At 72.5% G+C, this 14,968-nt stretch carries 17 protein-coding genes; 12 read left to right on the top strand and 5 right to left on the bottom strand.

Going from position 1 to position 14,968, the window contains the following annotated elements:
* Positions 1 to 69: 69 nt before the first annotated feature.
* Positions 70 to 1,143, bottom strand: a complete 1,074-nt coding sequence (locus K4G59_RS04685; protein WP_231249663.1) for a trans-sulfuration enzyme family protein — start codon at positions 1,141 to 1,143, stop codon at positions 70 to 72.
* Positions 1,144 to 1,175: 32 nt separating this feature from the next.
* Here K4G59_RS04685 and K4G59_RS04680 point away from each other — a divergent pair, with 32 nt between their 5' ends.
* Positions 1,176 to 2,309, top strand: a complete 1,134-nt coding sequence (locus K4G59_RS04680; RefSeq protein WP_231249661.1) for a D-alanine--D-alanine ligase family protein — start codon at positions 1,176 to 1,178, stop codon at positions 2,307 to 2,309.
* Between the two features lie 13 nt (positions 2,310 to 2,322).
* Here K4G59_RS04680 and K4G59_RS04675 read toward each other — a convergent pair whose 3' ends face one another.
* Positions 2,323 to 2,829 (bottom strand): DUF3515 domain-containing protein, encoded by a 507-nt coding sequence (locus K4G59_RS04675; RefSeq protein ID WP_231249660.1) that lies wholly within the window; start codon positions 2,827 to 2,829, stop codon positions 2,323 to 2,325.
* A 20-nt stretch (positions 2,830 to 2,849) separates the two neighbouring features.
* Positions 2,850 to 3,086: an Lrp/AsnC family transcriptional regulator gene (locus tag K4G59_RS04670; protein WP_231249658.1), complete on the bottom strand. Its 237-nt coding sequence runs from the start codon at positions 3,084 to 3,086 to the stop codon at positions 2,850 to 2,852.
* Positions 3,087 to 3,202: 116 nt separating this feature from the next.
* Here K4G59_RS04670 and K4G59_RS04665 point away from each other — a divergent pair, with 116 nt between their 5' ends.
* Positions 3,203 to 4,153: a thiamine-phosphate kinase gene (locus K4G59_RS04665; protein WP_231249656.1), complete on the top strand. Its 951-nt coding sequence runs from the start codon at positions 3,203 to 3,205 to the stop codon at positions 4,151 to 4,153.
* Positions 4,154 to 4,326: 173 nt separating this feature from the next.
* Here the strand turns inward: K4G59_RS04665 and rpmB are convergent, their stop codons facing one another.
* On the bottom strand, positions 4,327 to 4,512 hold the full coding sequence (rpmB, locus tag K4G59_RS04660) for a 50S ribosomal protein L28 (RefSeq protein ID WP_056602600.1): 186 nt from the start codon (positions 4,510 to 4,512) through the stop codon (positions 4,327 to 4,329).
* A 241-nt stretch (positions 4,513 to 4,753) separates the two neighbouring features.
* Here rpmB and K4G59_RS04655 point away from each other — a divergent pair, with 241 nt between their 5' ends.
* The 10 genes from K4G59_RS04655 (at position 4,754) to K4G59_RS04610 (ending at position 13,818) form a co-directional block, all read left to right on the top strand.
* Positions 4,754 to 6,412 carry a DAK2 domain-containing protein gene (locus tag K4G59_RS04655; RefSeq protein WP_231249654.1) on the top strand — a complete coding sequence of 553 codons (1,659 nt, stop codon included), beginning with the start codon at positions 4,754 to 4,756 and terminating at the stop codon, positions 6,410 to 6,412.
* Between the two features lie 9 nt (positions 6,413 to 6,421).
* Complete coding sequence (locus K4G59_RS04650; RefSeq protein WP_231249653.1) at positions 6,422 to 8,629, top strand: ATP-dependent DNA helicase RecG; 2,208 nt, start codon at positions 6,422 to 6,424, stop codon at positions 8,627 to 8,629.
* A 10-nt stretch (positions 8,630 to 8,639) separates the two neighbouring features.
* Positions 8,640 to 9,209, top strand: a complete 570-nt coding sequence (gene rsmD / locus K4G59_RS04645; RefSeq protein ID WP_231249651.1) for a 16S rRNA (guanine(966)-N(2))-methyltransferase RsmD — start codon at positions 8,640 to 8,642, stop codon at positions 9,207 to 9,209.
* A gap of 31 nt (positions 9,210 to 9,240) precedes the next feature.
* Positions 9,241 to 9,726: a pantetheine-phosphate adenylyltransferase gene (gene coaD / locus K4G59_RS04640; protein WP_231249650.1), complete on the top strand. Its 486-nt coding sequence runs from the start codon at positions 9,241 to 9,243 to the stop codon at positions 9,724 to 9,726.
* An 88-nt stretch (positions 9,727 to 9,814) separates the two neighbouring features.
* Positions 9,815 to 10,390 (top strand): YceD family protein, encoded by a 576-nt coding sequence (locus K4G59_RS04635; protein ID WP_231249649.1) that lies wholly within the window; start codon positions 9,815 to 9,817, stop codon positions 10,388 to 10,390.
* A gap of 65 nt (positions 10,391 to 10,455) precedes the next feature.
* A complete protein-coding gene (gene rpmF, locus K4G59_RS04630; RefSeq protein WP_207082025.1) occupies positions 10,456 to 10,641 on the top strand; it encodes a 50S ribosomal protein L32 in 186 nt (61 codons plus the stop codon).
* A complete protein-coding gene (gene rnc, locus K4G59_RS04625) occupies positions 10,596 to 11,369 on the top strand; it encodes a ribonuclease III (RefSeq protein WP_372461789.1) in 774 nt (257 codons plus the stop codon). Before rpmF ends, rnc begins: the two co-directional genes overlap by 46 nt.
* Before the next feature lie 3 nt (positions 11,370 to 11,372).
* Positions 11,373 to 12,230 carry a bifunctional DNA-formamidopyrimidine glycosylase/DNA-(apurinic or apyrimidinic site) lyase gene (gene mutM, locus K4G59_RS04620; RefSeq protein ID WP_231249648.1) on the top strand — a complete coding sequence of 286 codons (858 nt, stop codon included), beginning with the start codon at positions 11,373 to 11,375 and terminating at the stop codon, positions 12,228 to 12,230.
* Positions 12,231 to 12,330: 100 nt separating this feature from the next.
* A complete protein-coding gene (locus K4G59_RS04615) occupies positions 12,331 to 12,525 on the top strand; it encodes a hypothetical protein (RefSeq protein ID WP_231249647.1) in 195 nt (64 codons plus the stop codon).
* Positions 12,526 to 12,573: 48 nt separating this feature from the next.
* The gene (locus K4G59_RS04610) at positions 12,574 to 13,818 is read left to right on the top strand and encodes an MFS transporter (protein WP_231249645.1); all 1,245 of its coding nucleotides are present in this window, start codon (positions 12,574 to 12,576) and stop codon (positions 13,816 to 13,818) included.
* A gap of 6 nt (positions 13,819 to 13,824) precedes the next feature.
* Here K4G59_RS04610 and K4G59_RS04605 read toward each other — a convergent pair whose 3' ends face one another.
* Positions 13,825 to 14,916 (bottom strand): class I SAM-dependent methyltransferase, encoded by a 1,092-nt coding sequence (locus K4G59_RS04605; protein ID WP_231249643.1) that lies wholly within the window; start codon positions 14,914 to 14,916, stop codon positions 13,825 to 13,827.
* Between the last annotated feature and the right edge of the window lie 52 nt (positions 14,917 to 14,968).

Here is a 14,968-nt window from a genome sequence, read left to right as displayed (position 1 = left end):
CCTTGTCGCGCAACGTCATGGGAAGTGGCGGTTCGAACCGCCGACTTCCATGACGTCAGGCGGTCGGCCTCAGCCGACGCACCCGTCGAGCGCGTCGCGCAGGTCGTCCCAGAGGTCCTCGACGTCCTCGACGCCGACCGACAGGCGCACCAGCCCCTCGGGGATGGTCGCGGCCTCGGCCTTCCAGCGCCGGCGGCGCTCGAGCGTCGACTCGACCCCTCCGAGCGAGGTCGCGTGCACCCAGAGGCGGGTCTTGCGGCAGAGCAGGTCGGCCGCCATCTCGCCCTGCGCGAGCACGATGCTGACGATGCCGCTGAAGCCCGGGTAGCGGACCTCCGACAGCGCGGGGTGCTCGCCGAGCCGGCGTACGAGCTCCTCGGCGTTGGACTGGGCGCGCTCGACGCGCAGGTGCAGGGTGCGCAGGCCGCGCAGCGTCAGCCACGCCTCGAACGGACCCGGGATCGCGCCGACGAGGTCGCGGCGACCCTTGAGCACCGTCCAGAGGTCGTCGTCTCCGGTGACGATCGCGCCCATCTGCACGTCGGAGTGGCCGGCGAGGTACTTGGTCGCGGAGTGCACGACGAGGTCGACGCCGTGCTCGAGCGGGCGCTGGAGCAGGGGAGTGGCGAAGGTGTTGTCCACCACGACGTAGGCGCCGGCCTCGTGGGCGGCGGCCGTGATCGTCGCGATGTCCGCGACCTCGAGCGCCGGGTTGGTGGGCGACTCCAGCCACACGAGTGCGGCGTCTGCGCAGGCAGCGACCACGGCCTCGGTGTCGGTGATGTCGACGAGCTCGGCGTGAAGCCGCCCGCGCGACTCCAGGTCGCCGAGCTGCATGATCGTTCCGGTGTAGGCGTGCCGCGGCACCACGACCTTGCCGTCCGCGCCGACGAGGTCCAGCACCGTCGCCACGGCCGCGAGGCCGGAGGCGAAGGTCAGGCAGCGCCCACCCTCGAGCGCGCCGAGCGCGTCCTCGAGGGCGGTCCAGGTCGGGTTGCCGTAGCGGCCGTACTCCACCTCGCCGCCCGCGACGTAGGTCGCGGCCATGGTGATCGGGGTGTTGAGCGGGGCGTCCGGCGCCTTCTCGGGGCGCCCGGCCGTGACGGCGATGGTGCCGGGCCTGTGCTGCGGGTCGTGAGCCATGGCGGCAAGCCTAGGTGGATAGGGTCGGGTCGATGAACGACACCTCCTCGCACACGACCGGTCGCAAGCCCCGGGTCGCCGTCGTCTTCGGCGGCCGCTCCTCCGAGCACGGCATCTCGTGCGTCACCGCGGGGAGCGTGCTGGCAGCGATCGACCGCGAGGCGTACGACGTGGTCCCGGTCGGCATCGCCGCCGACGGGAGGTGGGTGCTCGAGGTCGACGAGCCGGGCCGGCTCGCGATCCGCGGCAGCGACCTGCCCGCCGTCGACGGCGCGCGCTCGCCCGTCGCGCTGATGGGTGCCGCCACCGGCACCGACCTCGTGGTCACGGAGCCGGCCAGCGTGCCGTTGGTCATCGGTGAGGTCGATGTCGTCTTCCCGCTGCTGCACGGTCCCTGGGGCGAGGACGGCACCCTGCAGGGAATGCTCGAGATGGCGGGCGTGCGCTACGTCGGCTCGGGTGTGCTGGCCTCGGCGGTCGGCATGGACAAGGCCTTCATGAAGGTCGTGCTCCAGTCCGCCGGCCTCCCGGTGACGCCCGGCATCGTCGTGACCCGCTCGGAGTGGGAGCAGGACCCCGTCGGCTGCCGCTCGCGGATCGAGGACCTCGGATTCCCTTCCTTCGCCAAGCCCGCGCGCGCCGGTTCGAGCATGGGCATCAGCAAGCTCCACGACGCCGGCGAGGTCGAGGCGGCGTTTGACGAGGCCTTCCGCCACGACCCGAAGGTCCTCGTCGAGCAGTCGATGGAGGGCGGTCGCGAGGTGGAGTGCGGCGTGCTCGGCACGTTCGAGGGTCCGCCGGAGACGTCGCGGCCCGGCGAGGTCCGCACGGGCGGCGACCACGAGTTCTACGACTTCGAGGCCAAGTACCTCGCCGACCAGCACACCGAGATCGTCATCCCCGCGGTGCTCCCCGCCGAGACCGAGCAGGAGCTGCGGGCGATGGCCGTGCGCGCCTTCGAGGCGCTGTCGTGCGAGGGCCTTGCCCGCGTGGACTTCTTCGTGATGCCCGACGGCTCGCTGGTGATCAACGAGCTCAACACGATGCCCGGCTTCACGCCGACGTCGATGTACCCCCAGCTGTGGGCGTCGACGGGGATGTCCTACCCCGAGCTCGTCGACCGGCTCGTCCAGCTCGCGCTGCGCCGCGACACCGGCCTGCGCTGACGGGCGGCCGTCCCTAGAGGCAGGGCACGCCCTCGTCCAGGTGCTCCTGCAGGAGCGGCGCCAGCTCGGCGAGGGCGCGGTCGATGCCTTCGGTGCGGTAGTCGGCAGGCACCCGCACCTCGACGTAGGGCGTACGGGTCAGCGCGATCGGGGTCGCGTCCTCGGACAGGTCGGTGAGCTGGTCTTCGGTGACGTACCACCCCACGCCCGCGATGACGCTGCACTCGGCGGTCGGCTCGTAGTCGTCGGGCTCCGGGACACCGCACGTGAGGACGTACGCCGGATCGCCCCAGGCCGCGCCCGGCCCGCCGTCGGGTGCGACCTCGGTCCGCGTCTCGCCGGCCAGGGTGTCGGGCAGGTCTGCGACGAGGGCCTCGCACGCGGCCCGGTCGGCCTCGGAGAGGTCGTGCTCCTCGATGCTGACCGTCCCGGGGCTGCAGGCGACCAGGGCGAGGCAGACGGCTGCGGACGCGACGACGCCCCGGCCCGTGGAAGGGCCGAGGCGTCGGCGGGAGTGCACGTGGTTCGTGGTGAGAGGGATCAGATGTGGACGACCGGGCAGGTCAGGGTGCGGGTGATGCCGTCGAGGTTCTGCACCTTCGACACCACCAGCCTGCCCAGCTCGTCGACGTTCTTCGCCTCGGCGCGGACGATCACGTCGTAGGGACCGGTGACGTCCTCAGCAAGCGTGACGCCGCTGACCTGCGCGATGGCCTTGGCCACCTCGGCGGCCTTGCCGACGTCGGTCTGGATCAGGATGTAGGCCTGGACGACCATCGTGGACTCCTCGGTCTCGTTCAGCGGGTGTGTCGTGGTCAACCTACCGCGCGGCGCGGGCGGGCCGACAGGGGATGGGTGACTGTGATCACCGTGCTGTCTGGTGGGATGGAGACATGGCCCTCACTCCGGACGCGACCCTCGGCGAGGCAGGTGAGTTCGGCCTGATCTCCGAGCTCGTGAAGATCTTCGAGGGCGACGAGCACGTGCTCGTCGGACCCGGCGACGACGCCGCCGTCCTGCGCATCAAGCACGGCCACGTTGTGGTGTCGACGGACATGGTCGTCGAGGGCCGGCACTTCCGCCGTGACTGGGCCAGCGCCTCCGACGTCGGCCACCGCGCCGCGGCGCAGAACCTCTCCGACATCAACGCCATGGGCGGCACCGCGCGTCACCTCACGATCGGCCTCGCCGCCCCGGCGGACCTGCCCGTGGCGTGGGCCCTCGACTTCGCCCGGGGCTTCGCCGAGGAGTGCGCGAGCGTCGGCGCCACCGTCGTCGGCGGCGACCTCACCCGCGCCGACCAAGTGGTGATCGCGGTGACCGTGCTGGGACAGTGCACCCAGGCGCCCGTGCTGCGCTCCGGTGCGCAGCCGGGCGACGTCCTCGCGCTCGTCGGTCGCCAGGGTTGGGCCGCGGGCGGCCTGGCCGTCCTCGGGCGAGGGTTCCGGTCGCCGCGGGTGCTCGTCGAGGCCTACCGCCGCCCAGAGACGCCGTACGCCGCGGGCAAGCAGGCCGCCGAGGCCGGCGCGACCTCCCTCATCGACATCTCCGACGGACTCGTCGCCGAGGCCGGGCACCTCGCCGAGGCGAGCGGCGTGGCGATCGACGTACGCACCGACGCCTTCGTGATCCCCGAGCCCCTCCAGGCGGTCGGCGCTGCGCTGGGCGCGGACCCGATGCAGTTCATCCTCGGCGGGGGAGACGACCACGCGCTCCTCGCGACCTTCCCCGACGCGGCGGTGGTGCCCGGCGGCTGGCAGGTCGTAGGGGACGTGCGTGAGGGCGAGGGCGTGACGGTCGACGGAGCGGCGTACGACGGCCCCCCCGGCTGGACCCACTTCTGAGCTCGTCGAGGGATCCCCGGCTGGCCGGGGATCCCCCATGTTGTCGGCCCGTGCAAGGCCTGACAACCTCAGGAAGAGCCGGTCAGCCGGGGATCCCTCAAGGGGGGGACGCCCCCCGCACGCACAAGACCCCCGCCGCAGAGCGACGGGGGTCTTGCAGAAGTCTGGTCAGGTCAGCGGGAGACCTTGCCGGCCTTGAGGCAGCCGGTGCAGACGTTGAGGCGCTTGGGCGTGCCGTTCACGGTCGCCCGGACGCGCTGGATGTTGGGGTTGAAGCGACGCTTCGTGATCTTGCGCGACCAGGGACGGTTGTTTCCGAAGCCCGGCTTCTTGGCGCAGATGTCGCAGACGGCAGCCACCGTGCACTCCGATCCGTTCGAGGTTGATAGAGAGATCCACAGCCTGCACACCGCCAGGTGGCAGCAACAGGCAACCGCAGAAGAGTAGCCGAGGACCGTCCGGGGGAGGAAATCGCAGGCACCGTCGGACCGGGGCACTACCCTGTGGCGCGCGACACGTGGTCGCACCAGCCAGGCTCAGCACACCAGACACGACCGACCCGCACGGCGGCCGGAGCACACCCGGGAGCACACCGACTCGATGGAGCCAGTCACCCACGGCATCACCCTCGACGCGGTCGCCCGGTTCGTCGACATCGCCACCGACGCGCTGTCCTCGGCGCGCGAGGAGATCGACGCGCTCAACGTCTACCCAGTGCCTGACGGCGACACCGGCACCAACATGTTCCTCACCGTCTCCGCGGCCCGCGACGAGCTGCGCGCCGCCCGCGCCGCCGACCCCGGGCTGGCCCTCGAGACGGGCATGGCGCTCCTGGCGCGCGCCGCGCTGATGGGGGCGCGGGGCAACTCCGGCGTGATCCTCAGCCAGATGCTCCGCGGCTACGTCACCCACCTCGCCGCCGCGGGGGTCGAGGACCGTCGCGCCCGCACGATCGCCGCGGCGATGGCCGCGGCCACCGACGCCAGCTACGCCGCGGTCGGCGTCCCGGTCGAGGGCACCATCCTCACCGTCGCGCGTGCCGCGTCCGACGCCGCGCTGGCCGTCGCCGAGCTTCCGGGCGCCCGCGCCCGCGACGTCTTCACCGCGGCTGCGGCAGCGGCCCGCACCGCCCTCGCCCGTACGCCGGAGCAGCTGCCCGTGCTGGCCCAGGCGGGCGTCGTCGACGCGGGCGGTCGCGGCCTCACCGTCGTGCTCGACGCGGTCGAGACCACCGCCACCGGTCGCCGGCCGATGCCGTGGACCACCCCCATCGGCACCCACCTCATCCCCGTCGCAGCCCCTGCCGTGCCCGGCGACGACCTCACCGAGGACGGACCGGGCTACGAGGTGATGTACCTCCTCGACGTCGGCGCCGAGGTCGAGGACGAGCGCATCGGCGAGCTGCGCCGCACGCTGGCCGGCCTGGGCGACAGCCTCGTGGTCGTCGGCGGTGACGGGTTGTGGAACGTCCACGTGCACGTCGACGACGTCGGTTCCGCCATCGAGGCGGGGATCACGGCCGGCCGCCCGCACCGGATCCGCGTCACCCACTTCGCCGAGCAGGTGGCCGCCGCACGCCAACGCACCTCGGACCGCACCGGGCGCAGGGTCGTCGCGGTGGCGGCCGGCCCCGGCCTGGCCGAGCTCTTCGAGTCCGCGGGCGCCGTCGTCGTCGAGGGCGGGCCGGGGCAGCGTCCCTCGACCGGCCAGCTGCTCGAGGCCATCACCGGGTGCGGTGCCGCGGAGGTCGTCGTGCTGCCCAACGACAGCGACACCGTCCGTGCCGCGGAGATCGCCGCCCGGACCGCCGAGGCCGAGCACGACATCTCCGTCGAGGTGATCTCCACCCAGGCGCAGGTGCAGGGTCTGGCCGCGATCTCGGTGCACGAGCCCGGCCGCGCCTTCGACGCCGACGTCCGGGAGATGACCGCCACGGCCCGCCACGCCCGTCACGGCGCGGTCACCGTCGCAGCCCGCCGGGCCATCACGATGGCCGGCCCGTGCGAGCCCGGTGACGCGCTCGGCGTGGTCGCCGGTGACTTCGCCGTCGTCGGCACCGACCTCGAGGTGGTGGCCGACGAGGTCCTCGAGCGGCTGCTCGCCGGTGGCGGCGAGCTGGTCACGATCGTCTCCGGCGAGGGTGGGGTCGAGCTCGCTGCGGCCGTCGCTGCCCACGTCGAGGAGCGCCACCCCCACGTCGATGTCGCCGTCCACGACGGAGGCCAGCCCCGCTACCCGCTGCTAGTCAGCGTCGAGTGAGCGCCGTCCATGGTCGCCATCACGCCGGACAGCCCGATCGGGGCGGTCTTCGGCAGCTCGCACAAGAAGCGCAAGCTCGCCGAGGAGGGCCTCGGCCTGCGCACCGTCGGTGACCTGCTGCGCCACTTCCCGCGCCGCTACGTCGCGGCCACCGAGCTCTCCGAGGTCGCCACCCCGGTCGTCGGCGAGCAGCTCACCATCGTGGGGGAGGTGCGCTCGTGCTCCAGCGCCCCGTTCAGTGCCGGCAACCGTCGCCAGTGGCGTACGACGATCCGCCTGCGCACCGACGGCCCCGACTTCTCCGTGACGCTGTTCAGCCCCTACAAGAACCTCGCGGACCGGCACGAGGCCGAGTTCGGGTGGGGGAGCCGGGCGCTGTTCACCGGCAAGGCCAAGCAGTTCCGCGGGAGCTGGCAGCTCGAGCAGGCCCACGGCTTCGCCCTCGACGGTGACGAGGGGGCGATGCTCAGCAAGCTGATCCCGGTCTACCCGCTCACCGCGAAGCTCTACACGTGGGACCTGCAGAAGGTCATCACAGCCACCCTCGACCTCGTCACCGGAGTGCCCGACGTCTTCACCCCCGAGCTCCGCGAGCGCTTCGAGCTGCTCACGGTGATGCAGGCGCTCCGGTGGATCCACGGTCCCGACGACTGGAGCCAGCTCGGTGCGGCGCAGAAGCGCTTCCGCTTCGAGGAGGCGCTGGTGCTCCAGCTCGTGCTCGCGCGGCGCCGCGCCACGCACCGTGAGCAGGGCGCGCGTTCGCGTCCCGGTCGCCCCGATGGGCTGCTGGCGGCCTTCGACGCCCGGCTGCCGTTCGAGCTCACCGGGGGGCAGCGCGAGATCGGCGAGGTGGTCGCCGGCGAGCTGGCCCGCGACCACCCGATGAACCGGCTCCTCCAGGGCGAGGTCGGCTCCGGCAAGACGCTGGTCGCGCTGCGCGCGATGCTCCAGGTCGTCGACTCCGGCGGGCAGGCGGCGCTGCTCGCGCCGACCGAGGTCCTGGCCCAGCAGCACCACCGCTCCATCTCCGCGATGCTCGGCGACCTCGCGCAGGGCGGGATGCTCGGCGGGGCCGCCGAGGCGACCTCCGTCGTGCTGCTCACCGGCTCGATGGGCCGCACGGCGCGCCAGGAGGCGATGCTGCGGATCATGACCGGCGAGGCCGGGATCGTCATCGGCACCCACGCGCTGCTGCAGGACACCGTCGAGTTCGCCGACCTCGGCCTGGTCGTGGTCGACGAGCAGCACCGCTTCGGCGTGGAGCAGCGGGCCGCCCTGACCGACAAGGCCGGCACCCCGCCGCACGTGCTGGTCATGACGGCGACGCCGATCCCGCGCACGGTCGCGATGACCGTCTTCGGCGACCTCGAGACCTCGGTGCTGGCCGAGCTGCCCGCGGGACGCGCCCCGATCCAGACCAACGTCGTCCCGCTCGCCGACCAGCCCACCTGGATCGAGCGGGTGTGGCAGCGGGTGCGCGAGGAGGTCGAGAAGGGCCACCAGGTCTACGTCGTGTGCCCGCGCATCTCCGGCGACGCGGGCGAGGAGGGCGAGCGCGACCAGCTCGACCTCGACGAGGACGGCTCCGAGGTCGCGCCTAAGCGCGCGCTCGCCGCGGTCGAGGATGTGCACGCGGAGCTCTCCGGAGGCCCGCTCGCGGGCCTGCGGACAGCGGTGCTCCACGGCCGCCTCGCCCCCGACGAGAAGGACCGCACGATGCGCGCCTTCGCCGCGGGCGAGGTCGACGTGCTCGTCTCCACGACCGTCATCGAGGTCGGCGTCGACGTGCACAACGCCACCACGATGGTGCTCCTCGATGCCGACCGCTTCGGCGTCTCCCAGCTGCACCAGCTGCGTGGTCGGGTCGGCCGCGGGGGCCTGCCGGGGTTGTGCCTGCTGGTCTCCCACGCCGAGCTCGGCTCGCCCGCGCGCGACCGGCTCGACGCCGTCGCGTCCACCACCGACGGCTTCGAGCTGAGCCGGGTCGACCTCGAGCAGCGGCGCGAGGGCGACGTGCTCGGCGCCAGCCAGTCCGGCTTCCGCTCGGGGCTCGTCTCCTTGCGCGTGCTGCGCGACGAGAAGACGATCGTGCGTGCCCGCGAGGCCGCGGAGGCGCTACTCTCCGAAGATCCTGCGCTGGCGCAGGCGCCCGACCTCGCCGACGCTGTCGCCGAGGTCGAGCGCTCGGCGGCGTCGGAGTTCATGGAGAAGGGCTGAGCACGGGCAGATGACTCGCATCATCGGGGGAACGGCCGGGGGTAGGCGTCTGGAGACGCCCCGCGGCCAGACGACGCGACCCACGAGCGACCGGGTGCGCGAGGCGCTCTTCTCCGCCGTCGAGTCGCGCACCGGATCCCTCGACGGGCTGCGGTTCCTCGACCTCTACGCCGGCTCCGGGGCCGTCGGACTCGAGGCGTGGTCGCGCGGTGCGGGGGTGGTGACGATGGTCGAGCAGGACCGGCGCACGGCCGCCCTCATCACCCGCAACGCCGCCACGCTCGGCTTCTCCCGGGCACGGGTGATCGCCGGCACGGTCGCCACGGTGCTCGCCTCGCCGCCGGCCGCCCCCTACGACGTGGTCTTCTCCGACCCGCCCTACCCGATGCCCGACGCTGACGTGACCGCCGACCTCACGGCGCTCGTCGCGCACGGCTGGCTCGTCCCCGGCGCCCTGGTGATCGTCGAGCGGGCCGCCAAGCGCAGCCAGGTCTCGTGGCCGGACGGGATCGAGGAGGACCGTACGAAGCGCTACGGCGAGACTGCGCTTTGGTACGGTCACGCCACCCCGGCGCCCTGACCGGGACCGCTCCACGACGGGAAGGACGCCTGTGCGTCGCGCTGTCTGCCCCGGGTCGTTCGACCCGGTGACCAACGGCCACCTCGACATCATCGGGCGAGCCGCCCGGCTCTTCGACGAGGTCGTGGTCGCGGTCGGCGTCAACATGAGCAAGAACCGTCTCTTCACCCCCGACGAGCGCATCGCGATGCTCGAGGAGGCCACCTCCGCGATCACCAACGTCCGGGTCGCCGGCTTCGACGGCCTGATCGTCGACTTCTGCCGCGAGAGCGATGCCGTCGCGATCGTCAAGGGCCTGCGTGGTGCCGGCGACTACGAGTACGAGCTCCCGATGGCCCAGATGAACTCCCACCTCACCGACGTGGAGACCGTCTTCCTCCCCGGTGCGGTCGGCAACGCGTTCGTGTCCTCCAGCCTGATCAAGGAGGTCGCGGCGCTGGGCGGTGACGTACGCGGCCTGGTGCCCGAGCCGGTCCGTGAGCAGCTGGTGCGCCGGCTGGCCGAGCGCCGGGGATGAGCGGCTCGTCCCCCACCCGTTTTGCCCCGCCACACCGTGACGGATACGATTCTCCGGTTGTGTCTGTGTCCAGTAGTGGGAGTTCGTCTTGACCAGCCTGGACCCGAGGGCGCCGCTCGTGCTTGACACCCGCGAGCTCGGCCGCCGCCCGGGGTCCCAGCGTGAAGTCGAGCTGACAGTGCCGGCGCCGACAGAACTTGGCATCGAAGTCCTCTCTGTCCCCGAAGGATCGCCGGTCGACCTCGACCTGCGCCTGGAGGCGGTCATGGAGGGCGTGCTGCTCACGGGCACGGCCACGGCCACGCTCGCGGGGGAGTGCGTACGGTGCCTGGAGCCGATCGAGGACGAGATCCACGCGCGGTTGCAGGAGCTCTACGTCTATCCCGACCAGCACGACAAGGCCACGGAGCACGACGACCGTGACCTCGACGACGAGACCAGCCGGCTCGAGGACGACCTGGTCGACCTCGAGCCCCTGCTGCGGGACGCGGTGGTGCTCGCACTGCCGTTCCAGCCGCTGTGCTCCGAGGACTGCCCCGGACTGTGCACCGAATGTGGTGCGCGGCTCGCGGACGACCCGCAGCACGCGCACGACGCACCGATCGACCCGCGCTGGGCGGGACTGCAGGACCTCCAGCAGGACACCCAGCACGACCAGGACTGACTCCACCGGGAATCCCCGGACGGAGACGCAAGGCCAAGCAAGCCGACGTAAGTAGGAGACACACCATGGCTGTTCCGAAGCGGAAGATGTCGCGCAGCAACACGCGTCACCGCCGTTCGCAGTGGAAGGCCGTCGCGCCTGCCCTCGCGACCTGCGCCAACCCCGCCTGCGGTGCCAAGCACCTCCCGCACCGTGCGTGCGGCCAGTGCGGCCAGTACGGCGCCAAGGCCGACCGTCGCCAGGTCCTCTGACCACCGACGAGCTCCGCGCAGCGCTCGGTGATCCGGTCCTGGATCCCGAGCTGCTGCAGCGTGCCCTGACGCACCGCTCGTTCGCCTACGAGAACGGGCAGATCCCGACCAACGAGCGCCTGGAGTTCCTCGGGGACTCCGTGCTCGGGATCGTGGTCACCGAGACGCTCTACCGCGCCCACCCGGACTTCTCCGAGGGTCGGCTGGCCAAGCTGCGGGCCGCGGTCGTCAACGCCCGCGCCCTGGCCGACGTCGCCCGGGAGATCGGCCTGGGCCAGCACATCATGCTGGGCCGCGGCGAGGAGACCACCGGTGGCCGCGACAAGGCCTCGATCCTGTCCGACACCGTCGAGGCGGTCATCGGCGCGATCCACCTCAGTGGTGGCATCGACGAGGCCGCCAAGGTCGTCCACCGGCTCTTCGACCCGGTGATGGAGGCTGCCGCGTCCATGGGCGCCGGCCTCGACTGGAAGACCTCCCTGCAGGAGCTGTCGGCCGACCTGGGCCTCGGCGTCCCCGAATACCTCATCGAGGACGACGGCCCCGACCACATGAAGACCTTCGTCGCGCGCGTCCGCGTCGGCGAGCAGGTCCTCGGCAACGGCACCGGCCGCTCCAAGAAGGAGGCCGAGCAGGGCGCCGCCGAGACGGCCTACCGCGAGATCGAGGCCGCCCGCCCGGTCGCGGGGGTCGACACGACGGTGGACGTCGCCACCGCTGACGCCTGAGACGTGCCCGAGCTCCCCGAGGTCGAGGTCGTCCGCGCCGGTCTCGAGCGCCACGTCGTCGACTCGACGATCAGGGCTGTCGAGGTGCTGCACCCGCGGCCCGTCCGCCGAGACCACCGCGGCTCCACCGGCTTCGTCGCCGCCCTCGTGGGACGTCGCATCGAGGCTGTCCGGCGCCGCGGCAAGTACTTCTGGATCGCGCTGGACAACGGCGACGCGCTCCTGGGCCACCTCGGCATGAGCGGTCAGATGCTGCTCCACGAGCCCGGCGCCCCCGACGAGCGGCACCTGCGGGTGCGCTTCACGCTCGCGACCCCCGAGGCGCGACCGCTGGAGATGCGCTTCGTCGACCAGCGCATGTTCGGCGGCCTCGCCGTCTCCGCCGGCGGCGCCGAGCTCCCGACCGAGATCGTGCACATCGCCCGCGACCCCATCGACCCGGACTTCGACGACGCCGAGTTCGTGCGCCGCGCGCGACGGCGTACGTCCGCGATCAAGCGGCTGCTCCTCGACCAGGGGCTGATCTCCGGCGTCGGCAACATCTATGCCGACGAGGCGCTGTGGCGCGCGCGGCTGCACGGCGAGCGGCCGGGCGACCGGCTCACGGGGCAGGTGCTGCGCGGACTGCTCGGCCACGTCCGCGACGTGATGGGCGAGGCGCTCGCGCAGGGCGGCACGTCCTTCGACGCGCTCTACGTCAACGTCAACGGCGAGTCGGGCTACTTCGACCGCTCGCTCGACGCCTACGGCCAGGAGGGCGAGCCGTGTCGGCGCTGCGGGACGCCGATCCGCCGGGTGGCGTTCATGAACCGCTCGTCGTACTTCTGCCCCCGCTGCCAGCGACCCCCACGCCGTCGCTGACGGGCTGCCTGCGTCGGCGTTGACCCACCGCGGCAGTGGTGGGACTCTGGTAGACGGCCGGATGTCGCGGCCGTCGAACCCAGTCGTGGAAAGGCTCCCCATGGCGAAGGCGCTGTTGGGCCATGTGAACAGTGATGCGCGGACCACCTCGGTCCTCGCGGTGGAGAACCGGCGCCTGCGCCGGCGCGTCGAGGACCTCGAGTCCTTGGTGCTGCGCCTCCAGGCCGACAACGACCGCCTCGCTGCGGCCGTGCGTGACGACCGCCTCGCGGCCGAGGGCCTGCAGCCGGTCTGAGAAACCCGCGTGCGTGCAGCCCCTGCGGCGCCGTAGGCTCTCGCGCTTGTGAGCAGGCTCGGCGAGACGATCATCCCGGCCCGTCTCGGACCCCGTTTCCGCTGGCTGCTGGTGTCGTCGTGGACGACCAACATCGGCGACGGCATCGCCATGGCGGCGGGCCCGCTGCTGGTGGCATCGCAGACCGACGACGCGCGACTCGTGGCCCTGGCGGGCCTCCTGCGCGGCCTGCCGTGGCTGCTCGTCGGGCTGTACGCCGGAGCGCTGGCCGACCGGCTCGACCGGCGTACGGTCGTCGTGGTGGCCAACGCGGTCCGCAGCGTCGTGCTGGCCCTGCTGTGCGGCTCGATCGCCACCGGGCACGTGTCGATCGGTGTGGTGCTGGTCGCCGTCTTCGCCCTGGGCATGGCCGAGGTGTTCGCGGACTCGACCTCCAGCACCCTCACCCCGATGTTCGTCGACAAGCCCGACCTCGGCATCGCCAACTCGCGCATGCAGGCCGGCTTCCTCACCGCCAACCAGCTGGTGGGCCCGCCCGTCGGGGCCTTCCTCTTCGCCGCCGGGATGGCGTGGCCGTTCGTCACCCAGCTGGTGTGCGTCGTGCTGGGCGTGGTGCTGGTGGCGCGCATCGGTTCCACCCGCGAGCAGGTGCCGGCGTCGGTGGACACCCACGTGCGGCAGGACATCGTCGAGGGCATCCGCTGGCTCTGGGCCCACGCGGCCATCCGGACCCTGGCGATCGTGATCCTGACCTTCAACATCACCTGGGGCGCGGCCTGGTCGATCCTCGTGCTCTGGTCGCTCGACCGGGTCGGGATGGGCGAGGTGGGGTTCGGGCTGCTGACCACCGCGTCCGCGCTCGGCGGGATCGTGGGCACGGCCTGCTACGGCTGGCTCGAGCGTCGCTTCGACCTCGCGGTGCTGATGAAGACCTGCCTGCTCCTCGAGGTGATGATGCACCTCGCGCTCGCCCTGACCACGGTGCCGTGGCTGGCGCTGCTCATCATGTTCGGCTTCGGCGCCTACGCCTTCGTGTGGCTCAACGTCTCCCAGGTCGTACGCCAGCGCGCGGTGCCCACGGAGTTCCAGGGCCGCGTGGGTTCGGTCTACCTCATCTTCGTCTTCGGCGGGATGGTCATCGGGCAGGGGATCGGTGGCCTGATCGCGGAGCAGTGGGGCCTGGCCGCGCCCTTCTGGTTCGCCTTCGTCGGCTCGGGGATCACCCTCGCGCTGGTCTGGTCGCGGCTGTCGAGCATCGCGCACGCCGACGAGCCGGCGAGCGCCTCGGCCTGATCGGGGCTACGGCGTCGGCCGAGGTCGGCGACCCAGCCCGCGCGTGACCCGCCGTCGCAGCCGCGCCGCGGCTCCGGCGGCCCGGGCCGTGGCAACCTCGGCACGCGCCCGGTCGCGCTGGCGTCGTGCCCGGTCGCGGGCAGCGCGCACCCGGGTGAGCCGCTCGCGCGTCTCGGCCAGCTGCCGTTCGAGGTCGGCGACGAGGTGGCCCGGCACGAGCTCTCCGTCGCCGCTCCGGGCCGGCGGCGACTCGTCGGGGAGGTCGGACCGCAGCTGGGCCAGCGCGACGCGCGCATCGTCGATCGCCACCGATGGCTCGCGGCTGCGGTCGAGACGCCGCAGGGTCGCGTAGAACTCCTGCTCGCCCACCCGTGTCGCGGTGAGCCGCTCGACGGCGAAGTCCACCTCGCCGAGGGCGAGGAGGTCGTCCATGAGGTCGGCGAAGCCGCGTGGCGTCAGCGGCCAGACGTGGCAGTCGACGTAGTCGCCGGCCTGCTGTCGTGCGAGGTGGCGACGGACGTCGTCGATCGGGTGCGAGCCCTGCGTGGGGGGCTGCTCGCCGGCCCACGCCTGCTCGGCCGAGTAGTCGACGGCGCTCATGAAGTGGTCGAGAACCGCTCGCACCGACGGCGTCCGGTCGCCGTCGAGGTGCGCCTGGAGCACCTGACCCACCGTCGCGGGGGTGCGGTGCACGTCGAAGCAGAAGCGACGGTCGGGGACGGCCAGCACCAACGCGCCGTCCCACGTGAGCACCTGAGCGACGTCGCGCAGCCAGCCGACCATGTCGGGCACGTGCTCGATGACGTGGCTGGCCACGACGTGCTGGTAGGGCGCGTCGGCCGCGACCGCCTCGGCGAGCGTCGACACGGTGCCGTCGGGTCGGGTCAGCCAGAAGTGCTGCTCGGGGATCGCGTCAGGATCGACCGCCGGGTTGCCCTCGTAGTGGGCGAGGAGTCCCGCCCGGTCGACGACGTCGACGTACCGGACGTCGGCGACGTCCGGGTCGACGACAGGGTTGGCCAGTGGGCCGATCTCGAGGCAGCGGCCGCGGCGGAGGTCGGTGTCCCCCACGATGCGGGCTCGGCGGGCGGCTCTCATGTGTCACGACCCTAGGCCGTCACACCGCCCGGCCTCCGTCCGCCGTGCCACG

Origin of the sequence: Nocardioides furvisabuli (genome assembly GCF_021083185.1) — a bacterium.
In the GTDB taxonomy this organism is placed as follows: domain Bacteria; phylum Actinomycetota; class Actinomycetes; order Propionibacteriales; family Nocardioidaceae; genus Nocardioides; species Nocardioides furvisabuli.
Note: the sequence above shows the minus strand (reverse complement) of the source record. Positions and strands in the feature narration are given on the sequence as shown.